The organism is Cytobacillus oceanisediminis (genome assembly GCF_022811925.1).
Classification (GTDB): domain Bacteria; phylum Bacillota; class Bacilli; order Bacillales; family Cytobacillaceae; genus Cytobacillus; species Cytobacillus oceanisediminis_D.
In genome coordinates, this window is record NZ_CP065511.1 from 967,201 (window position 1) to 989,734 (window position 22,534).

Genomic DNA, 22,534 nt, shown 5'->3' on the forward strand with positions numbered 1-22,534 from the left:
TGGTTATGCAGAGTTAAATGCTCTTAAAGATATTGATTTTTAGCTTTTCTCTAAGGGCGTTAATCTAAGACTATTACTTTTATGAGAGGGGATAAGAAAATGATAAAAAGAATAGGATTGATATTAACAGTTAGTATTATTATGTTTTTGACTGTTTTTGGACTAAGTACAAAACTTAGTTTTGCAGCGGAAATAAAGAAAATTAACGGGGAAACACCTTCGGGTATTCCATTGAATGAGATGGAAGAAAAGATAGATCAATATGTATCGCAGTATTTAGATAAAACAACACCAGGGGTTGCAATTGCAGTTGTGAAAGATGGTCAAATTATTCTCTCAAAAGGCTATGGATATGCGGATGTTGAAAAGCAAATTTCAGTTGATCCATCAAAGACAGTTTTTGAATGGGCATCCATAAGTAAATTATTCACTTGGACATCTGCAATGCAATTAGTTGAACAAGGTAAACTTGATTTAGATGAGGATCTTAAAACATATCTACCTTCTGACTTTGCAAAAAAACTTAATTTCCAACAAACTGTTACAATGAGAGATCTTATGAATCATGCTGCTGGATTTGGAGACTACGCCTTTGATACAATTGCTTTTTCAAAGGATGGATTATTCCCTCTTGAAGAAGCATTACTACTTGATAAATCTAAACAGTATTATAAAGTGGGAACAGCTAGTTCGTATAGTAACTATGGAGCATCTCTTGCTGGTTATGTAGTGGAATGTATAAGTAAACAGCCATTTCATGATTATGAACGGGAACATTTATTTAATGTACTTGAGATGAATAATACAACGGGAAATACAACATTTGATGATAATAAAAAACTTTTAGAAACAAAAGCAAAGGGATATTTACCAAATCCAGAAGGAGGTTTCCTTCTTGGTAATTGGTCATATGTTTCTCATTATCCGGCAGGTTCTATAAACGGTACGGTAGAAGATTTGGCAAAATATGCAATTGCAATAACTCCTGAAAAAGGTCAAAAATCACCACTATTCGATAATTCAGTTACATTAGAAACTATGTTTTCACCAAGTTACAGTTTAGATGGAGAAATGGTTGGAACGGCACATGGTTTTTTTGAATATTTGGGAGAATACCGTACTATTGGTCATGGAGGTAATACTGCAGCATTTTCAAGTCAATTTGCGATAGTACCTGAAGAAAGATTTGGAATTGTAATCCTTACAAATGCAAGTGCTGAAATGGACATTCTATTTGGAGTACAAGAATTGTTAATTGGTAAAAAGCATACAGAGAGTAAAGTTCCTTATCAAAAACTACCTTCTTCAAATGAAGTAGATGGAAAATATGTTCCATTTCAACGGCAAGAGGGAAATTTTTTAGAATTTGCAAATTATCAAAATTTATATACTGTTAGTGCAACGAACAAAAATGAAATCACAATGAGTTTAGGGCAATATAAAGGTACTTATGTACAGACGAAACCATATTATTATGAACTTGTTAAAGAAAATTTCCTATTTTTAGAAATGCGTATCCCATTTTAAAATTCAAAATGGAAGAAGGCAAAGTGAAACAGATAATTGTAGGACATGGTATGGATTTATCTGAACTACCACCTGATAGAACAATCCCAGTTTTAATTGCTAGTGTTTTAGTATTATTAAGTACAACTCTATATTTCTTAATTGCACCACTGATTTTACTCATTCTTAAATTTAAAAATAGAAAGAAACAATTAGAATTAGAAGATAAAAGATTTAATTTCTACTATTCAATGTTAATATTATGTGGTACAACGACCGTTTTAAACAATCTAATATGTATTACTAGAATTATGATGAATAAATTCCGTACTTTTGCGGAGGTCAAACCTCATCTTTACTGAATTATCCTTTACTCGTATGTACAGTTATTGTTCTTCTCTATCAAATATATGAGAAAAATAGTAAGTTCTAAAAACGTAAAGTATTTTATATTCTTACACTTACTTTGTTAACTTTATTATTTGCATTATTAATAGGATGGAATTTCTTTATTGTTGTATAAATAATTATCTAACTATGATTGTCAGTGTTGTTGAACAATTTTATATGGAAAATCATGAGTGAAGAATGGAAGAACCCACAAATTGGTGAAGTAAATCAAATATTACAGTTCCGAGATTTTCATTAAAAAAGTTAACAGCACTTTATATAATTATCTTGTTCAGCTAACAGGTGCTATTACTTTAAGATATTAGCTGCCAAAAGGCGGCTTTTTTTGTTGAACTAAAGGGGCAGCATTCCTGTAATGAAGGAAAATGGAGTTTGAACAAAAAAATAACCTCTTGGTAGAATGAGAGAGTCCTGAAGCCGGCAAGCGAAAAGGACATTACTCAAATACCAGGAGGCTTTAAAATGAATTATAACCAGAATAAGAAGATTGCTCAAATTACTCCTTACACCCTAATTATAGGGGTGGATATCGCGAAATTCAAGCATGTGGCACGTGCCCAGGATTTCAGGGGAATGGAGTTTGGAACCCCTTGTTATTTTGAAAATACAAAAGAAGGTTTTGAGCATTTTCTTCATTGGATTTCGGAAACGAAGAAAGCACACAGTATGGAGAAAGTGATTGTCGGTATGGAGCCAACAGGTCATTATTGGTTTAACCTGGCTCATATTTTAAAAGAGAACGAGATTAAGTTTGTAGCTGTAAATCCCTTGCACGTCAAGAAAAGCAAGGAGCTTGATGATAATTCTCCAACTAAGAATGATGTAAAAGATGCCAAGGTCATTGCCCAGTTGGTCAAGGACGGAAGATACGCCGAACTTATCATACCGCAAGGTGTTTATGCCGAACTCCGTGTAGCAAAGAAAATACGCGATCTTTTAACCGAGGACCTTCAAACGGTCCAAGGCCAGGTGCATAACTGGATTGACCGGTATTTTCCGGAATTTCTTAAGGTCTTTAAGAAGTGGGAGGGCAAGGCTGCATTACAATTCTTACGGCTTTATGCTCTACCGTATGAAATAGCCAATTTCACAGAAGATGAATTGCTTTTCCATTTAAGAAAATCCGTAAAAAGAAGTGTAGGTGCTAATAAGATTCGGGAGTTAAAGCAAGCAGCGAGTCAGTCCATCGGACTTCGCCAAGGCTCTGAGATGGCAAAAATGGAGCTTAAAACTCTTCTGGCTAAATATGATTTGATTCAGAAGGAATTCGAAGAATTGGACGGAAAAATAGATTACCTGCTTGATGAAATTCCAGGTGTAGCCCAAATGTTAGCGGTCAAGGGTGTTGGAAGAGATACAGTCGCTGGTTTCTTTGCGGAAGTGGGTGACCTACGTGAGTACACTCACTCACCCCCGACAAATTATTAAGCTGGCTGGCTTGAGTCTGAAGGAAAATACGTCTGGAAAGCATAAGGGAAAAACCACCATCTCCAAGAGAGGACGGAAGAAGCTAAGGGCTCTGTTGTTTAGGGTTTGCATGATTCTAGTTGCCAAAAATTCAGCTTTTAAGGCCCTGCATACTTACTTTACACAACGGCCAGACAACCCGCTAAAGAAGATGCAGTCCCTTATCGCTTTGTGTAATAAATTGATTCGTATTTTCTTTAGTATAAGTAAAAAGCAATTTGAATTTAGTGAAGAAAAGATGTTAAAAGATATCCCTCACTTGGCAGGATCAAAGAAGGCAGAACTGGCCGCTTAATTCTGGTTTCGTTTAGATTAGAAATAGTCCTTGGCTTATAGTTTTGGAGACATTTGAAGCACGGATTAGTCGGCAAAGCAACTAAATTACGGGCATGGACCCTGTGGGGCAGCATGGCCGACATCCACCTCATGGAAAGGTTGGACGAAGGAATTTGAGAGCGAAGACTCTGTGAGGCATGGGAGGGTTGACCTCCATGAGAAATGTGGACATCCACCAGTGCGATCATATTTTTACTCATCCACCAATTTCTGTAATTGGTTGGTTAGTGGGTTATAATTCTTTTTTCTTTAATGGTCCAAATATATCCTTTCAAGTGATAAATCTCCAACAATAAAGGACTTACCGGCAGGTAATTAACTATGAAAATCTAAGAAAACAAGAGTAAACAGCCGTTTTCGCTTCTTTTATTGAGGGAGTTTAGTTGAAGAATCGTCATTAGGTTTTTTTCAACAATCGGGCCATTTTCTTGAACAAGAGAAGGAATTATTTGTAAGAAAATCGAAGTTAATCAAAGATGTTATTTAGTTTAGCTTCGGACGTGCTACTTAACATTAAGGAGGAAATCGATTATGAGCGACACACAGACAATACGAGGGCTCACCACTGTCAGTTTTTGGACGGATGATCTAGCAGCGGCAAAGAAGTGGTACGCCAAGCTATTGAGCATTCAACCATACTTTGAACGTCCAGGATATGCCGAGTTTCGCCTCGGCGACTACCAGCACGAGCTGGGTCTGATCGATAGACGATTCGCGCCCGATGGTTCAGTTACCGGCCCAGCCGGTGCAGTAGTGTACTGGCACGTCGACAATGTAGAAGCAACTTTCAAGAAGCTGCTCTCTATGGGAGCAAAAGAGTACGAGGCACCCACAGAGCGCGGAGAGGGATTCATCACTGCTTCTGTGGTAGATCCTTTTGGGAACATCCTAGGCATTATGTACAATCAGCACTATTTGGAGGTTCTAGGTTCGACCAGAAAAGCGTGACCCCTGCCGTTGGCATTCACAGTCCACCTAGGCTTTGCAAGTTGCACTGTGGGGTAAAGCAATTATCTGTGCAGTGGCAGCAGACTCTCTTTTATATATATGACTTCATTAATATAAAGCCAAATTTTTCTCTGTTATTCATTTTGGTATGGGCGTTTATAAGTGTTGGGATAGAGCGAATCTCTGAGTACATAGGGATCTTTCACTATCAAAATGGATATAACATCTATTATTCTTTTGCTATTTATTTAGTGGTTCAAAGTTTTTGGGTGATATTTTACAGGATTATTAAAGCATATGGAGAAAAACAACTTTAAAATGTAATGGTAGCTGTTTGTATATTGTCAGAATTTTTATACAAATGATATCACTAAGCTAATCAATAAATGCTGTGAATAAGCAATAAGTAATTTTGTTGCAGAATTAAAAGCAATGTGTGAAGAAGCATTAGAGTTATAAAACACTTATATACAATTAGGGGTAAAGAAAACATACTGTTCTTTAGTAAAAAAGGTGACTTTTTATCTTCGGATAAACAGTAGCCCTCTCCCTTACAGGAAGAGGGCTATTTACCTTTATTTTAGCTGCATAATGGAGCACGTTTTGTGCATGTAACCGGTGTATTTGCCGTTTTCTTTCATAGCTATTCTCAACTACTTAACAATTTGAATAAAGGTAATTACGATAGCTAAAGTAAGCATAGTTAAAGCATTTAACCCCATAATCGGTCTATGTTTGGCTCTTAAGAAGTGAGCATGTAAAGCACCAAGCATAAGAATAATAATTAGGGATCCTGAAAGCAAAATAAATTTAGGAAGCCAAAATCCTATGATCAATCCACCTACGCTCAAACTTTCCAAGAAAGCAGTTAATTGCATAAACCATAGGGGGTAACGATATTCGCTCCAGTGCTTAACCATTGACTTGGTACGTGTTAATTTCATCGAAATGGATATTGCGAAAATCAAAATTAAAATAATTTGAATGGTTACCGTTATAACATCCATACAGTTTCCTCCTTTTGTATAATAGACGTAGCTGCTATACATGAATTCTAGGCTTTTTTGTTTAGTGAGTATGTAGTCTGGACTACATTCCGCAGAATTTGGGGGAGGGCTATATGGATAAGATTAAGTATTTATCGAGAATACAGCTTTTGGGGGATCTGGAACTGGAAGAATTAAAGAAATATGAACCGGTCATACCCATGAAAGTTGTGAAAAAAGGTACCATTATTAGTTCTCCTCATATGGATCAAAAGATATTGTATTTAATCAAATCGGGTAAAGTTCGTTTGTATAGATTAACTGAAAGCGGGAAAGAGTTTACAGTTGATATTTTAGAAACTGGGCATTTGTTTGGAGATATTGGTACGTTTACAACAGGTTCTGAAAATTTATATGCTGAGACATAGGAAGATTCTGTTATTTGCAGAATAGATAGAGTGCAGTTTGAAAAAATAATACATGAAAATCCAAGTATTTCATTAAAGCTTCTTGAAATAATCTCCAGCCGTTTAAAGGAAGTCGAAGAGTTATTAGAGTATATGGCATATAGCAGTGCAAGGAAACGGCTTTTATTCCTGTTAAATAAACTTACAGAAAAGTTTGGGGATAAATTGTCTAGCAGCAGTCCGGGAGATTGGATTGCACTTGATATTTACATAACTCATCAAGAATTAGCAATGATGATGGGCAGTATTCGTGAAACAGTGACAGCACTTTTAAATGAATTGAATGCAGAAGGAATTGTACGCAAAGCAGGAAGGCGAGGAACAATGGAAGTTCATAGTGTACGCCTAAAATGTGCATTAAAAGAGGACGGATAAAAATCAGCACTTATTGCAGAGAGCATTGGTGACTGCATTTACACCGAATATTCTTAGTAAGCAAACGGGGCAGCATAGTAAAGAAAGCAAATTTCATTATGTACAATAGTAAATTACATTATTTACAAGATGTTGGTATGGGATTCTCGATTAGTATTTACCGGATTAAATAAAGGAGAGAAGGCTATGAGTAAATCATTTATTGAACAAGTACATTATATTAGAATTCCTGTAAAAGATTTAGAACTGTCTGCACAATGGTATAGAGATGTATTAGAGCTCCAGTTACTAAACAATACTGAGGAACTTGCAATTTTAAAAGTAAATGAAGGACCTTTCTTACTTATCTTAGTTCCTACCGAAGATGAAACATTTGCACATTTTACAATTGAAAATGAACAAGAATTTAGCATTGGCTTTACAAGTCCAGAATTATCTAAATTTCATCAACACTTAATTGATAATCAAGTTAAGGTCGAGGATATAAAAGAAGATAATGGTCATGCCTTTTTCCACTTTTATGACCCAAATGGTAATAAACTTCAAGTACACTGGTAAGATTATAATAAATAAATTACCTTATTTCATTAACGGGTGCTTTAACAGAATAAGAACGGGAACGTCCAAATCAGACGTTCCCATATTTTTTGCCTGAAAAACAACAATACTATTTAACAAAGCCTTTCTTTTTAAACAAACAGGGCAGGTTTATTCACTAAGAATCTATGCTGTTATATCACATTAGACTATTGTTGCGTAACAAGAATCTTCACTTTTAAATAACTTTGCTAAAGAATGTACTTAAGTTAACGGCAGATAATTGAAGAAGTTTTTGGAAGTAATTATAAGGTTAATTATAAAAATAACACACTACTTTTATGTTAGTATTTTATTAAAATAGTCCCGACCAAATTGAATAGGTAGGGACTATTTTACTTACAAGAGGCTTTGATAATGTTAATGAACTCTGTGCAGCCAAAATACTTTCAAGCTTGTGTTCATTTGTACAAGCTAAATTGAATTTCCTAAGCTGCTTTATCTTGAAGTAGTAATGGGACACGTTCCACTAGGCTTAGGGCGTCTAACCAATTCCCCTCCGCAATTGGGACAAATATAATTCATATTTTCTGTGCAAGGTTCACAAAAAGTACATTCGTGAGTACAAATATAAGCAATGGTTTCTATTGAGCTGCTTTGTTCACAAGCTTCACAAGACTTTCTCATTTCTAATGCCATTTATTACTCTCCTTTGTTAAGTTCTTTTTTACTTACCACACAACAAAATTTTCCAATTTAACTTTATAACATTGCTAATATTTCTTCTGTTTTTTTAATAATTGCAAATTCTTCATGCAGATTTGCTAAAGTCATCTCATGTATTTTTTCTGCATTAAATGTTTTCCCATTGAAACTCTGCCTATCAAAAGTTGCCGTCGCATCTGAAACTAAAAAAGGATTAAAGCCGAGATTTCCAGCCATACGTGTTGTTGTTTCCACACAGTGGTTAGTCGTCAAGCCTGTTATAACAATATTAGGGCAATTATTTTTCCTTAATATTTTTTCAAGGTTTGTACCAATAAACGCACTATTAACACTTTTGGTAATAACAATATCCTTTGGCTGTGGGTTAATCATTTCCTTGAATTCACTTGTTTCGCTTTTATAATAAAAAAGAGATTCTTTATTTTTTGACAAGTGTTTAACATAGATGACTAATCTTTGATTTAAATTCCAATACTCTATTAGCTTTTCGATATTTCTTTCAGCACATGGATTGTTTCTCTTTCCCCAACTGGAATCATCAAAAGCGCTTTGGACATCGATCACAATTAACGGGACGTTATCATGCAGCTTTATCAAAGTCATTACCTCCATAGATTTAATAACTTAATTGTAATAATTCACTTTCACTTTTTACATAGATTTATTATTGTATTTTTATTAAAATATTTAATAAATTAAGCTTTTTATAAGGTTACACTTTAAAAATGAAGGTGGCTTTAGAATGGATGAAATTGACAAGAGAATTTTGGTTGAATTGCAAGAGAATGCACGCATATCGGTGACAGAGCTAGGAAAAAAAATTGGGCTATCCACACCGGCAACAAATGAGAGGTTAAAAAGATTAGAGGAAAAGGAAGTTATTATAGGGTATCGAGCTGTTATTAACCCGGAAAAAATAAACAAGCATGTTATTGCTTTTATACTTTATGACACAAAGAAATGTAAGGAGTTTAGAGATTTTTGCATTGCCCATCCAAGTGTAATAGAGTGTCATAGGCTAGCTGGACAATTCAGTTATTTAGTAAAGGTTGTAACAGAAACAGTTCACACTCTTGAGGACTTTATAGACGATTCAATGGTTTATGGACAACCCTCTTCATTAATAAACCTTTCATCACCGGTAAAACATAAACCTATAGCTTAGTTTGCATTATTTCTTTCAGCTGCTGCACAGTACGATAGAAATATGTACTAACGGAGAAGGTGGTTATTCAACTTAAGGGTGCTTATATTCAAGATCAGCTGCCGAATTGGGCAGCTTTTTTTATTCAACAAAAGGGGCAGATTAATGAAATATAGATATACTCACTAATATACAAAATGTTACAATTATTGGTAGAGGAGAAAGAGTTGAGTATTTTTCTTTTTGCTGTTATTCACATATTGATAGGATTAGCCTTAATTTATTTTTATGGAAAATTGCCAAAGGCACTTACGGTATTTCTATCTGTGTTCTTTATTATTAGTTTTCTTTATTGGGGAACAATTTTAATAAATTCTTCGTTAAGCTAATGGGTGCTTATGTTCAAGAACAGCTGCTAATCAGGCAGCTTTTTTCTTATTCCATAAACGGGGCAGGTTAGTGAAACAAAAAGATGATAAAATTCCATCTTATATGTGGTATTTGACACATACTGTGAAAAAAATATGCTTTAAAAAGGAAAAAAGCGCCTAACAAGAGGCGCTTTATACATTAGCAATCCTTAGATTCATTGTAGTGTAGAGGAGGGGGGATTAACCATCCTTTTTCTTTGTTAAGCTTTAAGATTTTTAAACCGAATTGTGCCTTTGCCATATGAAACTGACCATACATCATGGCAATATCTTCTCGAATACTTTGACCCATTACTTGACTACATGTCACTAATCCAGCAGCTGTATCTTTTGAAATTGATGCGCTAATTTCTGGATCAGTAAATCTGGCTCCTACCGGGATACTTTCAAGATTTGCATTAGGGCGATCCGGTGGAGCAGGTGGTAGTCCAATTCCATTTGTTTTTAATAAGTCTTGCAATTGATTATTCTCGTTTTTTAAACCTTGTATCGCTTCTTCAATGAGTTTTTTTAAGTCTTGATCACCAGAATGGTTAAAAAAAGACTGATATCCTGCAATCATGCCGTTATTAGTCAAAAGATGAGTCCAAGTCGAAACTACCTCACCATAATGCATGGGTTCATCCTGGGGGTTACCACTTAATATTCCCATAACTACACTCCTTATCATTTTTTGAATATTCATATGTTACTCCTTTTAAGTAAAAATGAGTATAAGGATAGTATGTATTTGAATGCAGGAGGATATTCTCTGTAATGGAATTTTAATGTAAGGATATATATGACTGATTACCAGGGAAAACGGTTTATATTGCACAATTCGAACAGGTTATTAAAGTAAAGGGTGCTTACTAAAAGAACTAGCTGCCATCTTAGGCGGCTTTTCTTATTCCATAAAAGGGCAGGTTTCTTCAACAAGGGAGCGTTTTTTATGGAAAAATATGGGTGATCCTTTAATTGAGAAAACTGCTATTGGAGGTGATAAAAATTCCTAAGGTTGCAATGAAACGATGTTTTTTTGCATTAAGACTATTGGTTTTTATGATTCTCCTGGCATTTGTTATTTTTAATGGTTTAGAAACAGAAAGTTTTATCGCATTGTTGATAACACCTTTATTCTTCATAGGAAAGCCTTGGTACAGTTATTTTAGAAAAGACCAAAAGTAAATATGTTTAAGGTCATCGTTTTTATTTTATAGATAACGAATAGCTTGAGTTAAACTAGGGGTTGCTACGGCAGCCCTTTTTCTTATTCCACTAAGGGGTAGATTAGTTCAACAATTGATTGGGGTAATTTGGTAAAATGAATTTAAAAAGGAGGGTATAATGAAAAAGTTAAAATCTATTTCTATTTTAATTATAACATTTGTCGTACTTCTACTATCTGATGTTTATATCAACAAAGACGACGTTTCTACCAACGATGACGATGATGATGGTAAGGCTCGAGATGACCGTATTGCATCTGTTATTAACGCTGTATTTGATGAATATGGTTTATTCAACTCTCAAGTAGGTAGTACAGACTCAATAATCCGGATTGAAATGGACGAAGCAAACAGTGAGCAAGAGCTACTGGAATATTTAGAGAAAAACATATCTAAAGCAGATTTAAGGCACTACAATATAAAAATTTTGAAGAGAAATTTAAAAGAAGTACAGACAGAGCATGCTATGCTGTTGCTTGAAGGTATTGCAATGGATTACATAAAGGAAAAAAATTATAATGATGTTCAAGTTTATTATCCTAATGGTAAACCAGAACAAGTATTAAAAATAATTATTAATGAGACAAGTGAACGATCCAGTGAAGATTTAAAAGCTGAGTTAGAAAATTTCTTAGCTACTAAGGGTGCTGAACTTCCAGTACCACTAAGAGATATTTCATATGAAATTCAGATAATAAAAGTTTGAATGATTTTCCCTCAGGAAAGTCGTTATCCTTATTCAACTATAGGGTGCTTTTGCTCAAGAAAGTGTTGCAATGATCTTCAACAATCGGGCAGGGCTTTTTACAGTGAAGACCGAAGTATTTAGGAAGGAAAAATTTAACTGAAAGGGAGGAATCCTTGATGGGAAAGCATCATGCGTTAAAACTGTATGATTATCACGTTTGGGCGAACAAAAAGTTTTTCGAGCGATTGAAAGAATTGCCCAAGGACATTTATGATCGGGAAATACAAAGTGTTTTTTCCTCGATTGCGAAGGCACTTGTTCATATTTATACGGCAGATACAATATGGCTCGGTGTAATGCAGGAGAATAGTATGGAAGAGATTCAAGCTTCTATCGCCATTGCTCAAGAAACGACAAAAGATAAGAGTCTTGAAGAAATGGAAAAGCTGTTTCAAAGTTTGTCAGAGGAATATCAAAAGCTTCTTAACAATGTTAGCGATTTGGATAAAGAGATTTCACCAGTGCATCCTAAATTTGGGCGTTTGGATACTCATTTTTCTGAATTGATTCAGCATGTTGTTAACCATGGCACATATCACCGCGGAAATCTTACGGCAATGATTCGTCAACAGGGATACTCAAGTGTATCTAATGATTATGTTTTTTATCTTTACGATATCAGCACGTCAAATTAGTTTTTTGCTTAAATTTATTCCGGAAGGTAAGTAAGGTTTTGTATCTAATTATCGCACTCGGGTTCTTTTAGAGTAAAGCGTAATGTGTATAGGGCCATTTAAGGGGAATCAGTTTATATCTGCAAATTTTTTCAACATATTAAGACCTGTAGGTTGATAAGACAATTTTACAAAATTAAAAAGAATCAAAATCTTATATAAAATGTGATTGATGGTGGAAATCACATTTTAGATTTTGATTAAGAACCAATAAAATCTATTGAAATATTAAAAGGTGTCATTTCAAGGTTAGTGGAACTTGATAATTTAAAGAATTTTTTATAAAAAGGATGACTGTCATGAAAAAGCAGTGAAAATAGCCTCCTAAGATAAATTTAATTATATTAGGAGGCGTTGAATATGAAATTTAACATTATTAATCGTGACAATTGGGATCGAAAAGAATATTTTGAACACTATTTACAGCAGCAGACAACATTCAGTATAACGAATGAAATGAATATTACTATTCTGATGAAGAACTTAAAGAAAAAGAATTATAAGTTATATCCTGCGTTTATTTTTATGGTTACAAAAATCGTTAACTCCCACAGAGAATTTAGAATAAGTTTTAACTCAGAAGGTAATTTAGGTTATTGGACAGAGATTTGCCCTCTCTATACAATTTTTGATAAGAAGACGCACACATTTTCTGGCATCTGGTCACCAAACTTAGCAGTTTTTTCTGAGTTTCATTCTCAATATGAAAATGATGTAGAAGAATACAATGGTACGGGGAGATTATTTCCAAAAACACCTATACCAGATAATAATATTCCGATCTCTATGATTCCCTGGAGTTCTTTTACGGCATTTAATTTAAATATAAATAATGGTGGGGATTTTCTCTTGCCCATAATAACTGGAGGGAAGTATTCACAAGTAAATGATGAATTATTCCTGCCTGTCTCTTTACAAATGCATCATGCTGTTTGTGATGGCTATCATGCTGGAGTTTTTATGAATGATTTACAAAGACTTGCTGATGAAAGTGCAGACTGGATTTAGCTGGTCATTGGAGGAGTATAACAAAGGAACTGTGTACAGCAGTTCCTTTTTTATAGAAATACTAAAGTTTGTAAAGATAACAATCGAAAAACGAAAAGAATAAAATAAGATAGGGGCTAGTTACGATGATAAAAGGTTTCGGCGGGATATTTTGGCGAACTAAGAATCTTGATGCTGTGAAAAAATGGTACAGTGAAGTGTTGAAGATTGAAATAGAAAATTGGAATGGGACTGTGGTTAAACCACAATTAGGGAATGAAACCATCTTTTCTTTCTTTGCCGAGAATGACAGTTATTTTCCAACAGAACAACAAGTGATGTTGAATTTTCAAGTACATAATCTAAACGAGACTATTAAGCATCTTGAACAAATGGGTGTACCTCTTGTTAAGGAAAAAGAGGTTAGTGAGTTTGGGAAGTTTATTTGGATTGAAGACCCTGAAGGTCGGCTGGTCGAGCTTTGGGAGAAATAGCAAGTTGTCATTTATTTGCTATTGAGCTATCGGGTGCCTATGTTCAAGGTCAGCTGCCGAAAAAGCGGCTTTTGATTATTAATTAAACAGGCCAGGTTAGTATAAAAAGGAGTTCCTGTCATTTTGTTGAAATACTCTTTAGTGGCACCTAATTTTTTTAAGGAGTGGATAAAAATGAATCGAACTGAATTGCTCTTAAGAATGCTTGATACTACATACGATAATGAGAGCTGGTATGCGCCTTTCAAACCTGCAATAGAAGGACTCACCGCCGAACAGGCCAGGTGGAGACCGGCAGGAGAGACAACAAAATCAATTTGGGAAAATGTTAATCATCTTATTTACTATAAAGAAAGACTTGCAGCAAATTTAGAAGGCCGTGAATGGGCACAAAATCTCGATGGGGATCAAACTTTCTGCCTTACAGAACAAATAAATGATGACAGGGAATGGATGGCTGTCGTTGAACGCGCAGAAAAGGTTCAACGCAGTTTAAGAGAAGCTTTAATTAAAACAACCACTGAAGTGCTTGAACAAAATTCTCTGGAAGAAAAGCTATTAGACATAATGCTTCACGATGCATACCATACGGGTCAAATTATTCAAATTAGGAAGATGCAGGGTTCCTGGCCATCACATCGTTGATAGGAGGAAAAGCAGCTGAATAATAGACATAAATAAACGGGTGATTTGCTCCTGGATCCTAAGGGGTTATGCAACTGAAGCTGTGAGTAATTTAGTGAAGAAGTTATTTGTTGAGTTTGATGTGCATCGTATACAAGCCAGCCTTGATGCAAGAAATAAACCCTCACAAAAGTTGTGTGAGCGTATAGGTATGAGAAAAGAAGCTCATTTCATACAGGATTTTTGGAATATGGATGAATGGACAGAGAGCATTGTGTATGGAATGCTACTTTCAGATTTAAATTTATGAAACTAGCAGCAGGATTGTACTGAGATTTTTTATATATATTAAATTCCGTTGAAATGCTCCTCGCGGTACTGGTTGAGTTACTTTTCCAGACAAAGTACCCCTAAAGATTTCACTAAACTGTATTAATTTGATTATACAGCTGCTTTATTGAACTATAGGTGCTTATGCTCAGGGATGCTGCCGAATAAGGCGGCATTTATTATTTAATTAACGGAGCAGCTTAGTTGAAATTATTTTTAAAATAAAAAGTTGACGCCTTTTGCTACTCGGTGATACAATGTACTTGTAATAAGCAATACTGAATAGCGGAGTTTTCAAAAGCTGTTCAGTATAAATTTTCCCTGGTACTAAGTAATACTGAATATACGTCAGACACAATAGAGGAGGCTCTGAACATGGAAAATTTAACTGAAATGCTGAAGGGTTCGCTGGAAGGCTGTGTACTGGAAATCATCAGCCGACATGAAACCTATGGCTACGAGATTACCCGCCGGCTGAACCAGCTTGGATTTACCGAAGTCGTGGAAGGGACGGTCTACACCATCCTCGTGCGATTAGAAAAGAAAATGCTGGTGAACGTGGAAAAGAAACCGTCAGATATGGGGCCGCCCCGCAAGTTTTACTCACTTAATGATGCCGGCCGCCAGGAACTTGAATTATTTTGGGAAAAATGGGATTTTGTATCATCAAAAATCAACGTCTTGAAGTCAACCTAGTTTCATAAGATATTCTGTCGGATATTTTTGGAGTGTCTTGTTCAGCTTTATAAAAAAGGAGGAAAAATAGCATGTTGGAAATGTTCAAAAAAATGATTGGTGATAAAAAAGAATACAAGATGATGATGGCAAGGGTTGAAGCACTGCCTGAGGATTACCAGTTTGTATTTAAGAAAATTCAAAACTACATGTGGAATTTCTCAGCGGGCAACGGGATGGATATGCTGCACATGCAGTATGAATTAATCGAGTTGTTCGAAGCCGGTGCGGCAGAAGGCAGACAAGTGCTGGAAATCACCGGAGATGACGTGGCGTCCTTTGCTGACGAACTAGTGGCAAATGCTAAAACCTATGTCGCCAAGTATCGAGAAGATTTGAATGAGAGTATCATGAAGCGATTGGGAAAAAAGTAAATTCTATAGATAATACCGACTGAATAGGTGTTTTACAAATGTATTTATTACCTGCACTATTCAGTTTCATTTTTACCCCGGTACTAAGTTATACAGAATATCTGTCAGACTAAGTAGAGGCTTGTAGGCAATCCAGCTCCGTAAGGCGCTTATTATAAGGAGGAAAAAAGTATGAGCAATGCAGCGATTTCTGTAAAAGGGTTAAAAAAATCCTTTAAAGACAAGGAAGTCTTAAAGGGGGTGGATTTTGAGGTGCAGCGTGGCTCCATTTTCGCACTGCTGGGCTCAAATGGAGCGGGCAAGACGACGACCGTCAACATCCTCTCGACGCTGATGAAGTCCGATGGCGGAGAAGCAGGTATTTGCGGCTTTGACGTCCAGCGTCAACCGGATCATGTTCGCCAGAGCATCAGTCTGACAGGGCAGTTCGCAGCTTTAGACGGCATGCTCACCGGGCGGGAAAACCTGATGATGATCGCCAAGCTGCGGGGAATTTCCAATCCTGCTCAAGTCGCTGACAATCTGCTTGCAAGATTCAGCCTGACCGATGCGGCCAACCGCCGGGCGGACAATTATTCCGGCGGGATGAAGCGCCGGCTTGACATCGCCATGAGCCTTATCGGGACGCCAGCAGTCATTTTTCTCGACGAACCGACGACAGGGCTTGACCCGGAAGCGCGAATTGAAGTCTGGGATACCGTCAAGGAACTTGCCGGCGGCGGCACGACCATCTTGCTGACGACCCAGTACCTGGAAGAAGCCGAACAACTGGCGGACCGAATCGCCATCCTGCATGGCGGAAAAATCATCACGACCGGTACCCTTGCCGAACTTAAAGGGATGTTCCCGCCCGCGAAAGTGGAGTACATCGAGAAGCAGCCGACATTGGAGGAAATTTTCCTCGCGATCATCGGCAAAAAGGAGGAGATGTAAATGAAAAGCAAAACAGGGGTATTACTAGGGCGTTTAATGCGCAACATTATGCGCAGTCCGGATACAATTATCACGGTGGCGATTACGCCGATTATGATGCTGCTGCTGTTTGTCTACGTATTTGGCGGCGCCATAGAGACAGGCACGGACAACTACGTCAATTATTTATTGCCGGGAATCTTGCTGATGGCCATCGCATCCGGCGTTGCTTACACTTCCGTGCGGCTGTTTTCGGATGTTAAGAGCGGGCTGATGGCGCGTTTCATTACCATGCCCATCAAGCGCTCGTCGGTATTGTGGGCTCACGTGCTGACCTCGCTTGTTTCCAATGCGCTTACTATCATGGTGGTTATCCTCGTTGCGCTCTTAATGGGCTTCCGTTCCAGCGCTAATATCCTGGATTGGCTCGCGGTAGCAGGGATACTCGGGCTGTTTACGCTGGCGCTGACATGGCTGGCGGTCATTCCCGGATTGAAAGCGGGGTCTATGGAAGGGGCTACAGCCTACTCGTACCCGCTGATTTTCCTGCCGTTTATCAGTTCGGCCTTTGTTCCCACCGATACCATGCCTAAAATAGTCCGTGCGTTCGCTGAGAACCAGCCTGTGACTTCAATCGTGGATGCGATCCGCGCCCTCTTGTATGAAGGGTCTGTTGGCAGCGGCATCTGGATCGCGCTTGCCTGGTGCGTCGGCATCATGGTCATCTCTTACTTCTTCGCCGTTAAAGAATTCAAACGCCAGTTAGGGTAAGTACACCATTATAGGATTAACGGAATCATAGCCCTGCAGGACACCTTTGGGTAAAGGTTAATAAAGCATGCAAATAATGAAAAAGGTGAATCTGCAGTGGATTCACCTTTTTCTTATTGTATGATACTTTTTTTAATGACAAGTGACATGCTTTCAGCTATTTGCTGATAAGTAGCATCATTCGGATGGAAGACGTCACTGGAAAGATCGCGTTTGGCATCCGTGACCAGATTGAAAGTATCCACTACTTGAACTCTGTATTTCAAGCCTAGTGTACGGGCAGACTCATTCCATTTTTGGATGATGGAATCAAATGAATCCCCGTTGGGCGATTGCTTGAATGGATTATAAAGCCCCATATAGAGTATGACTGCATTCGGATTACTTTCACGAATGTTTTTAAACGTCTTTTCCAAATTGGGAATTTCGGTCTCCACGATGCCAAGGGCGGTTTCTTCAGAATATTTTTTTAGGATCTCTCCGCTATTAAATAGGTTATTTCCCCCTATTGTGATAGTAATGATTTTGGCATCTTTAAGAGATCTCTTGACTTCCTTTTGTTCTAACTGGACCAGCAAATCTTCAATCCTTGCACCTCTTACACCCAGGTTTTGGAAACGTTCAACAGTATTATTTTCTTTAAGTTCATTTCCAACCAGCGGGACAAAACCTTCTCCCTTTGATGAGCCGACACCCCTGGTTAATGAATCTCCGAGTGCGATATATGTATCACCAGGTGTGACAGGAACTTCCTCTGATTTTGCTAATATTTCCGCTTGAGGCGGGCTGGTAACATCCATATAGGCACTGGCAAGGCCATACCCAAAAAGAACTGTCAGCGCAAGGGATAAGGTGAAAAATAACGGCCACATCCATTTTTTCATCGTTTGACCTCTCCTTCTAATGTAATTGTATCTAAATTTTTCTCAAATTGAGTATTTAAAAGAGTCATTGTTCGAAGATTTAGTTAGAATAGAAAAAGGGTGATGCTATGAGCTTAAAGCCGACAGTTCTATTGGAAAATGCAACGAAAATCATTGGAAAGAAAACGATTATTGATAATATATCATTTGAAATTTATCCAGGAGAAGTATTTGGGTTCCTGGGCCCTAATGGCGCCGGGAAAACCACCACGATCCGGATGCTCGTCGGGCTCATTAAGCCAACGTCCGGAAAGATTCACATCTGCGGTTTTGATGTAAGAAAGCAATTCGTTCAGGCGATGCAGCGCCTTGGTTCTATCGTCGAAAATCCCGAGCTGTATAAGTATTTGAGCGGCCGCGAAAACCTGCAGATGTTTGCGCGAATGCTGCCTGATGTGGATGAAGAACGGATACAGGAAGTCATTGATCTGGTTGATCTGACCGCTAGAATTGATGATCAGGTTCGGACCTATTCATTAGGAATGCGTCAGCGTCTTGGTATTACACAAGCATTGTTAGGCCGCCCGGATGTGCTTATATTGGATGAGCCTACGAATGGCTTGGACCCGATGGGAATAAAAGACCTTCGAACATTTATCAGGAAGCTGGTCGATGATACGGGCCTTTCGGTGCTCGTATCCAGTCATATTTTAAGTGAAATCGAATTGCTGGCGGATCGTGTGGCTATTATGAGCCATGGGAAAATCGTGAAGGTCGGCAGCGTAAGCGATTTAGTTGGTGCACTGTCATCTGGTGTGGATTGGAGAGTCAGTGATTCTGCTCGTGCACTTGCTATTTTACAAGAATCCCAGTATGTCCAGGCTGCAGAACTATACGATGACCATACTATACACACTCTTATGGATGAAAGCAAAACCTCAATTCTGAATGAGGCTTTAATGAAGGCGGGTATTGAGGTATGGACGATCGAAAGGAAAGTGCAGACATTGGAGGACCTATTCATCAGTTTGACAGGAGGCGATCATATTGTCTAATCCGAATATGGTTGGACTGATTCGTAATGAAGTGATGAAAATTGCTTCCAAAAAACGCCTGGCGGTTGTCAGCGTTATATTAGTCATTCTGGTCTCGATGTTTACATATGCACAGTACCGGGAGATACAGGAGAAAATAGAAAAGCAGGGCACTCTGGACTGGCGGGTGGAGCTTCAGCAGGAGATTGTCGACCGGCAAAATCGGCTCGCATCGAGTGGAATCCAGGACGAGTTCAGACAGTTCCTTGAATTTGATCTGAAGCAAAAGCAGTACTATCTGGACAACGATATCAACCCAAACTATCCTGGAGCCCCTACGTTTATCCGCATCTTTTTCTCACAGGGAGTCACACTTGTCCTGCCTTTATTCATTATTATTATAATGGCTGATATTGTGAGCGGGGAATATAATGATGGCACCATCAAAACATTACTGTCCCGGCCGGTTAAACGATGGAGAATCCTGATGGCTAAATGGCTGACGGTTTTGCTGTATACCTCCATGCTGATGGCGGCAACCGTGATTGTTTGTTATGGGGTTTCAGGAATCGTGCTCGGATATGATGGATGGACCGCCCCAATTTTGACCGGATTTCAAGCTTCTGCATCTGGTGAATTTTCAACGGAATACATCCATACTCTGCCGATGTGGGAATACTTGCTGATGTCAGTTGGACTTGCCTGGGTAGTAACAGCGGTTGTTGGAACCATAAGCCTCATGATATCAGTTCTAGTCAAAAATACAGCGACTGGAATAGGGGCGATGATGGCCGTGTTAATCGCAGGCACTCTGCTATCTTCTATCGGTTCGAGCTGGACGAGTTCCAAGTATTTAGTGAACTTGAACTTTGATCTGATTAACTATTTAGAAGGCCAGGCTCCGCCGATTGAAGGGATGTCCCTGCCGTTTTCGCTGACCGTTCTCGGGGTTTGGACGGCCGCCTGCCTGGCTGTGGCGTTTTGGAATTTTACTCAGAAGGATATGTATTAAGAGGGTCATTTTTCAAGGCTAATCTTACCAATATTTAGAGTTCAGAAATAATTGATTGACAATTGGATGAATTTAAATTATTATCGCTTTAAATAATTAAAAAGTTGAATATTTTTCTTCTTATCCAGAGAGGTGGAGGGACTGGCCCTTTGAAGCCTCGGCAGCAGGTTCTGATGAATACTGTGCCAATTCCAGCAAGCGTATCGCTTGAAAGATGAGAAGAGGGTTTATCAAACTCTCTTCTTAGGAGGAGAGTTTTTTTATTGTTTGTAAATCCAACTTAATTTATGCGAAAAGTAGATATTTAAAATGCAAGAGGAGAGAAGAAAAATGAAATATGGTTTCTGGCTGCCGATTTTTGGAGGCTGGCTGCGAAATGTGGATGACGAAAAGATGCCGCCAACCTTTGAATATGCTAAAAACGTCATTCAGTCGGCTGAAAAATGGGGATACTCGACTACGTTAATAGCTGAATTATATTTAAATGATATTAAAGGACCGGACCATGATTCTCTTGAAGCATGGTCCACGGCAGCCGCACTTGCAGCCGTGACGGAAAAAATTGAAATTATGACCGCGATTCGCCCTGGTTTTCATAATCCTGCTGTAGCAGCAAAAATGGCAGCCAATATTGATCAAATCAGCAGCGGACGTTTTACTCTTAACGTTGTTTCTGCCTGGTGGGCCGAAGAAGCCCGTCAATATGGCGGCATTTTTACAGAACATGATGAGCGGTACGCCCGTACTGAAGAGTTCATTGATGTTCTAAAAGGGTTATGGACAGAAGAAAACTTCAATTATTCTGGCCAATTTTACGACTTAAACGATACGAAGCTTGCTCCGAAGCCAGTTCAAAGACCTAACCCGATTCTTTATGCAGGCGGTGAAAGTGAAAAAGGCAAGCAGACCATCGCAGAAAAATGTGATGCTTATGTTATGCACGGCGGAACGGTTGAAGAGATTGAACGGAAAATAGGAGAAATGAAGGCACGGCGTGAACAAACGAACAATGCGCCATTCAGTTCTTTCGGAATGGCAGCTTATGTTATTTGCCGTGATACAGAAGAAGAGTCTCTTGCTGAGCTTGAAAAAATCACGACCGTAAAGGATTCCAGCGGTTACGCAGGCTTTAAGGACTTCACGACAAAATCACAATTAGAGCAGCAGATTCAGCTGCAGGATTACTCTGTCTCTAACAGAGGTTTGCGGCCAAACTTAGTAGGAACACCAGAGCAAATTGCTGATCGAATCCTGCAATATGAAGAAGCTGGACTAGACCTGCTATTATTGCAATTTTCACCTCAACTGGAGGAAATGGAACGCTTCGCAAAGACGGTTATGCCATTAGTGGAACAAAAACGCAGTTTAATAAAGAGCTAGAAAGGGGCCGGAATAATGACCAAGGTATATGTAATACATGAAAATAGTGAGTGGACAGTCCATTTGACAAAAAGGCTGGAGGAACTGGGTGTTCCTTATGAAGAATGGCATTTAGACGAAGGGACGTTAGATTTATCTGCAGAACCGCCAGAAGGAATCTTCTATAGCCGGATGAGTGCTTCTTCTCATACTCGTGATCATCGTTTTGCAGCTGAATTTTCCGGACAAGTATTGGCCTGGCTAGAAGCACATGGCCGTACAGTGTTAAATGGAACGAGCGCTCTCAAGCTGGAAGTTAGTAAGGTCTTACAATACTTGGAGTTAAACAAATCTGGTGTCAGGACTCCAAAAACGATTGCAGCGGTGGGAAAACAAAATATTATTAATGCAGCTGAAGAATTTGCAGGAAAGCCGTTTATCACGAAACATAACCGAGCCGGTAAAGGCCTGGGTGTTCAATTATTCCATAGTATTGAAGCTTTAAAAGCTTATGTGGAGGGACCTTCCTTCGAAGAGCCTGTTGATGGTATTACTCTTATTCAGGAATACATTCAATCTCCTGAAAGCTATATCACCCGCTGTGAGTTTGTAGGGGGCAACTTTGTTTATTCCGTCAGGGTTGATACTTCGGAAGGATTTGAACTTTGCCCGGCGGACGCATGCCAGATTGGCGACTTATTCTGCCCGGTAGGAGAAGAGGTTGAAGAGAAGCCTAAATTCCAGATCATTGAAGATTTTGAGGACGAAATTTTAGAAAAATACAAAGAGGTTCTGGCCAGGAATCATATTCAAGTCGCTGGAATCGAATTTATCAGAAATGCTGAAGGTAATATTTACACTTATGATATTAATACAAACACAAACTATAATTCTGATGCAGAAGCGAAAGCTGGAAAATATGGAATGCTCGAGTTAGCTTCATTCTTAAAGAAGACATTGGAAGAAAAATACGCTGTATCGGTAACGGCTTAAGTTGTGGGGACTTGCCTCAGCAGGTCCTTTTGGATTATAAATTGAATTCGGAGGTACCAAAATACTTCAGGATCGGCTGCAA

At 38.3% G+C, this 22,534-nt stretch carries 25 protein-coding genes, 2 pseudogenes and 1 riboswitch; of the genes and pseudogenes, 22 read left to right on the top strand and 5 right to left on the bottom strand.

What is annotated here, in order from left to right; genetic code table 11:
- The first annotated feature begins 99 nt into the window (after positions 1 to 99).
- From IRB79_RS05055 to IRB79_RS05070, 4 genes and pseudogenes are all read left to right on the top strand, one after another.
- Positions 100 to 1,527 carry a serine hydrolase domain-containing protein gene (locus IRB79_RS05055; RefSeq protein ID WP_243507086.1) on the top strand — a complete coding sequence of 476 codons (1,428 nt, stop codon included), beginning with the start codon at positions 100 to 102 and terminating at the stop codon, positions 1,525 to 1,527.
- 23 nt (positions 1,528 to 1,550) lie between these two features.
- Entirely contained in the window at positions 1,551 to 1,868 is a 318-nt protein-coding gene (locus IRB79_RS05060; RefSeq protein ID WP_243507087.1) for a hypothetical protein, read from the top strand.
- A 511-nt stretch (positions 1,869 to 2,379) separates the two neighbouring features.
- Positions 2,380 to 3,679 (top strand): annotated as a pseudogene (locus tag IRB79_RS05065) (IS110 family transposase).
- 572 nt (positions 3,680 to 4,251) lie between these two features.
- Positions 4,252 to 4,668 carry a VOC family protein gene (locus IRB79_RS05070; protein ID WP_243507088.1) on the top strand — a complete coding sequence of 139 codons (417 nt, stop codon included), beginning with the start codon at positions 4,252 to 4,254 and terminating at the stop codon, positions 4,666 to 4,668.
- A 653-nt stretch (positions 4,669 to 5,321) separates the two neighbouring features.
- Here IRB79_RS05070 and IRB79_RS05075 read toward each other — a convergent pair.
- On the bottom strand, positions 5,322 to 5,675 hold the full coding sequence (locus IRB79_RS05075; RefSeq protein ID WP_243507090.1) for a DoxX family protein: 354 nt from the start codon (positions 5,673 to 5,675) through the stop codon (positions 5,322 to 5,324).
- 113 nt (positions 5,676 to 5,788) lie between these two features.
- Between IRB79_RS05075 and IRB79_RS28140 the strand changes: the two genes are divergently transcribed.
- The 3 genes from IRB79_RS28140 (at position 5,789) to IRB79_RS05085 (ending at position 7,054) form a co-directional block, all read left to right on the top strand.
- The gene (locus IRB79_RS28140; protein WP_347815348.1) at positions 5,789 to 6,082 is read left to right on the top strand and encodes a Crp/Fnr family transcriptional regulator; all 294 of its coding nucleotides are present in this window, start codon (positions 5,789 to 5,791) and stop codon (positions 6,080 to 6,082) included.
- A 30-nt stretch (positions 6,083 to 6,112) separates the two neighbouring features.
- Positions 6,113 to 6,496, top strand: coding sequence for a Crp/Fnr family transcriptional regulator (locus IRB79_RS28145; protein ID WP_347815349.1), 384 nt, complete (start codon positions 6,113 to 6,115; stop codon positions 6,494 to 6,496).
- A 186-nt stretch (positions 6,497 to 6,682) separates the two neighbouring features.
- Entirely contained in the window at positions 6,683 to 7,054 is a 372-nt protein-coding gene (locus IRB79_RS05085; protein WP_243507091.1) for a VOC family protein, read from the top strand.
- Positions 7,055 to 7,531: 477 nt separating this feature from the next.
- Here the strand turns inward: IRB79_RS05085 and IRB79_RS05090 are convergent, their stop codons facing one another.
- Together IRB79_RS05090 and IRB79_RS05095 are read right to left on the bottom strand one after the other, a co-directional pair.
- Positions 7,532 to 7,732 (bottom strand): DUF1272 domain-containing protein, encoded by a 201-nt coding sequence (locus IRB79_RS05090; RefSeq protein ID WP_243507092.1) that lies wholly within the window; start codon positions 7,730 to 7,732, stop codon positions 7,532 to 7,534.
- A 63-nt stretch (positions 7,733 to 7,795) separates the two neighbouring features.
- On the bottom strand, positions 7,796 to 8,347 hold the full coding sequence (locus tag IRB79_RS05095; RefSeq protein WP_243509243.1) for a cysteine hydrolase family protein: 552 nt from the start codon (positions 8,345 to 8,347) through the stop codon (positions 7,796 to 7,798).
- 154 nt (positions 8,348 to 8,501) lie between these two features.
- Between IRB79_RS05095 and IRB79_RS05100 the strand changes: the two genes are divergently transcribed.
- Complete coding sequence (locus tag IRB79_RS05100) at positions 8,502 to 8,924, top strand: Lrp/AsnC family transcriptional regulator (RefSeq protein WP_243507093.1); 423 nt, start codon at positions 8,502 to 8,504, stop codon at positions 8,922 to 8,924.
- 549 nt (positions 8,925 to 9,473) lie between these two features.
- Here the strand turns inward: IRB79_RS05100 and IRB79_RS05105 are convergent.
- Positions 9,474 to 10,019, bottom strand: a complete 546-nt coding sequence (locus IRB79_RS05105; protein WP_243507094.1) for a DUF3231 family protein — start codon at positions 10,017 to 10,019, stop codon at positions 9,474 to 9,476.
- A 641-nt stretch (positions 10,020 to 10,660) separates the two neighbouring features.
- Here IRB79_RS05105 and IRB79_RS05110 point away from each other — a divergent pair.
- The 10 genes and pseudogenes from IRB79_RS05110 to IRB79_RS05155 all read left to right on the top strand — a co-directional run bounded on the left by IRB79_RS05110 (position 10,661) and on the right by IRB79_RS05155 (position 17,191).
- Positions 10,661 to 11,248 carry a YolC/YozM family protein gene (locus IRB79_RS05110; protein ID WP_243507095.1) on the top strand — a complete coding sequence of 196 codons (588 nt, stop codon included), beginning with the start codon at positions 10,661 to 10,663 and terminating at the stop codon, positions 11,246 to 11,248.
- 158 nt (positions 11,249 to 11,406) lie between these two features.
- Positions 11,407 to 11,925 carry a DinB family protein gene (locus IRB79_RS05115; RefSeq protein ID WP_243507096.1) on the top strand — a complete coding sequence of 173 codons (519 nt, stop codon included), beginning with the start codon at positions 11,407 to 11,409 and terminating at the stop codon, positions 11,923 to 11,925.
- Between the two features lie 399 nt (positions 11,926 to 12,324).
- Positions 12,325 to 12,972, top strand: a complete 648-nt coding sequence (gene catA / locus IRB79_RS05120) for a type A chloramphenicol O-acetyltransferase (protein ID WP_243507097.1) — start codon at positions 12,325 to 12,327, stop codon at positions 12,970 to 12,972.
- A gap of 125 nt (positions 12,973 to 13,097) precedes the next feature.
- On the top strand, positions 13,098 to 13,445 hold the full coding sequence (locus tag IRB79_RS05125; protein WP_243507098.1) for a VOC family protein: 348 nt from the start codon (positions 13,098 to 13,100) through the stop codon (positions 13,443 to 13,445).
- Positions 13,446 to 13,619: 174 nt separating this feature from the next.
- The gene (locus tag IRB79_RS05130; RefSeq protein WP_243507100.1) at positions 13,620 to 14,090 is read left to right on the top strand and encodes a DinB family protein; all 471 of its coding nucleotides are present in this window, start codon (positions 13,620 to 13,622) and stop codon (positions 14,088 to 14,090) included.
- Between the two features lie 61 nt (positions 14,091 to 14,151).
- Positions 14,152 to 14,379 (top strand): annotated as a pseudogene (locus IRB79_RS05135) (GNAT family N-acetyltransferase); the annotation flags it as partial.
- Positions 14,380 to 14,774: 395 nt separating this feature from the next.
- Positions 14,775 to 15,095, top strand: a complete 321-nt coding sequence (locus tag IRB79_RS05140; protein ID WP_243507102.1) for a PadR family transcriptional regulator — start codon at positions 14,775 to 14,777, stop codon at positions 15,093 to 15,095.
- 71 nt (positions 15,096 to 15,166) lie between these two features.
- Positions 15,167 to 15,508, top strand: a complete 342-nt coding sequence (locus tag IRB79_RS05145) for a DUF1048 domain-containing protein (protein WP_221881125.1) — start codon at positions 15,167 to 15,169, stop codon at positions 15,506 to 15,508.
- A 171-nt stretch (positions 15,509 to 15,679) separates the two neighbouring features.
- Complete coding sequence (locus IRB79_RS05150; protein WP_243507103.1) at positions 15,680 to 16,441, top strand: ABC transporter ATP-binding protein; 762 nt, start codon at positions 15,680 to 15,682, stop codon at positions 16,439 to 16,441.
- The gene (locus IRB79_RS05155) at positions 16,442 to 17,191 is read left to right on the top strand and encodes an ABC transporter permease (RefSeq protein WP_243507105.1); all 750 of its coding nucleotides are present in this window, start codon (positions 16,442 to 16,444) and stop codon (positions 17,189 to 17,191) included. It abuts the gene before it with no gap.
- 113 nt (positions 17,192 to 17,304) lie between these two features.
- Here IRB79_RS05155 and IRB79_RS05160 read toward each other — a convergent pair whose 3' ends face one another.
- Entirely contained in the window at positions 17,305 to 18,075 is a 771-nt protein-coding gene (locus IRB79_RS05160) for an SGNH/GDSL hydrolase family protein (RefSeq protein WP_243507107.1), read from the bottom strand.
- A 107-nt stretch (positions 18,076 to 18,182) separates the two neighbouring features.
- Here IRB79_RS05160 and IRB79_RS05165 point away from each other — a divergent pair, with 107 nt between their 5' ends.
- The 4 genes from IRB79_RS05165 (at position 18,183) to IRB79_RS05180 (ending at position 22,452) form a co-directional block, all read left to right on the top strand.
- Positions 18,183 to 19,109, top strand: a complete 927-nt coding sequence (locus IRB79_RS05165) for an ABC transporter ATP-binding protein (protein ID WP_243507109.1) — start codon at positions 18,183 to 18,185, stop codon at positions 19,107 to 19,109.
- Entirely contained in the window at positions 19,102 to 20,100 is a 999-nt protein-coding gene (locus IRB79_RS05170; protein ID WP_252217133.1) for an ABC transporter permease, read from the top strand. Before IRB79_RS05165 ends, IRB79_RS05170 begins: the two co-directional genes overlap by 8 nt.
- 117 nt (positions 20,101 to 20,217) lie before the next feature.
- A riboswitch (SAM riboswitch) is annotated at positions 20,218 to 20,321 on the top strand.
- Between the two features lie 109 nt (positions 20,322 to 20,430).
- A complete protein-coding gene (locus tag IRB79_RS05175) occupies positions 20,431 to 21,480 on the top strand; it encodes an LLM class flavin-dependent oxidoreductase (protein WP_243507111.1) in 1,050 nt (349 codons plus the stop codon).
- 15 nt (positions 21,481 to 21,495) lie between these two features.
- Positions 21,496 to 22,452: an ATP-grasp domain-containing protein gene (locus IRB79_RS05180; RefSeq protein ID WP_243507112.1), complete on the top strand. Its 957-nt coding sequence runs from the start codon at positions 21,496 to 21,498 to the stop codon at positions 22,450 to 22,452.
- The last annotated feature ends 82 nt before the right edge of the window (positions 22,453 to 22,534 follow it).

Bases quoted from the DNA above. Each gene is read 5' to 3' on its own strand.
- IRB79_RS05090 (WP_243507092.1), bottom strand. From the start codon at position 7,732: ATGGCATTAGAAATGAGAAAGTCTTGTGAAGCTTGTGAACAAAGCAGC.
- catA (WP_243507097.1), top strand. From the start codon at position 12,325: ATGAAATTTAACATTATTAATCGTGACAATTGGGATCGAAAAGAATAT.
- IRB79_RS05160 (WP_243507107.1), bottom strand. From the start codon at position 18,075: ATGAAAAAATGGATGTGGCCGTTATTTTTCACCTTATCCCTTGCGCTG.
- IRB79_RS05165 (WP_243507109.1), top strand. From the start codon at position 18,183: ATGAGCTTAAAGCCGACAGTTCTATTGGAAAATGCAACGAAAATCATT.
- IRB79_RS05175 (WP_243507111.1), top strand. From the start codon at position 20,431: ATGAAATATGGTTTCTGGCTGCCGATTTTTGGAGGCTGGCTGCGAAAT.
- IRB79_RS05155 (WP_243507105.1), top strand. From the start codon at position 16,442: ATGAAAAGCAAAACAGGGGTATTACTAGGGCGTTTAATGCGCAACATT.
- IRB79_RS05075 (WP_243507090.1), bottom strand. From the start codon at position 5,675: ATGGATGTTATAACGGTAACCATTCAAATTATTTTAATTTTGATTTTC.
- IRB79_RS05110 (WP_243507095.1), top strand. From the start codon at position 10,661: ATGAAAAAGTTAAAATCTATTTCTATTTTAATTATAACATTTGTCGTA.
- IRB79_RS05115 (WP_243507096.1), top strand. From the start codon at position 11,407: ATGGGAAAGCATCATGCGTTAAAACTGTATGATTATCACGTTTGGGCG.
- IRB79_RS05070 (WP_243507088.1), top strand. From the start codon at position 4,252: ATGAGCGACACACAGACAATACGAGGGCTCACCACTGTCAGTTTTTGG.
- IRB79_RS05125 (WP_243507098.1), top strand. From the start codon at position 13,098: ATGATAAAAGGTTTCGGCGGGATATTTTGGCGAACTAAGAATCTTGAT.
- IRB79_RS05100 (WP_243507093.1), top strand. From the start codon at position 8,502: ATGGATGAAATTGACAAGAGAATTTTGGTTGAATTGCAAGAGAATGCA.
- IRB79_RS28140 (WP_347815348.1), top strand. From the start codon at position 5,789: ATGGATAAGATTAAGTATTTATCGAGAATACAGCTTTTGGGGGATCTG.
- IRB79_RS05140 (WP_243507102.1), top strand. From the start codon at position 14,775: ATGGAAAATTTAACTGAAATGCTGAAGGGTTCGCTGGAAGGCTGTGTA.
- IRB79_RS05180 (WP_243507112.1), top strand. From the start codon at position 21,496: ATGACCAAGGTATATGTAATACATGAAAATAGTGAGTGGACAGTCCAT.
- IRB79_RS05145 (WP_221881125.1), top strand. From the start codon at position 15,167: ATGTTGGAAATGTTCAAAAAAATGATTGGTGATAAAAAAGAATACAAG.
- IRB79_RS05150 (WP_243507103.1), top strand. From the start codon at position 15,680: ATGAGCAATGCAGCGATTTCTGTAAAAGGGTTAAAAAAATCCTTTAAA.
- IRB79_RS05085 (WP_243507091.1), top strand. From the start codon at position 6,683: ATGAGTAAATCATTTATTGAACAAGTACATTATATTAGAATTCCTGTA.
- IRB79_RS05130 (WP_243507100.1), top strand. From the start codon at position 13,620: ATGAATCGAACTGAATTGCTCTTAAGAATGCTTGATACTACATACGAT.
- IRB79_RS05055 (WP_243507086.1), top strand. From the start codon at position 100: ATGATAAAAAGAATAGGATTGATATTAACAGTTAGTATTATTATGTTT.
- IRB79_RS05105 (WP_243507094.1), bottom strand. From the start codon at position 10,019: ATGAATATTCAAAAAATGATAAGGAGTGTAGTTATGGGAATATTAAGT.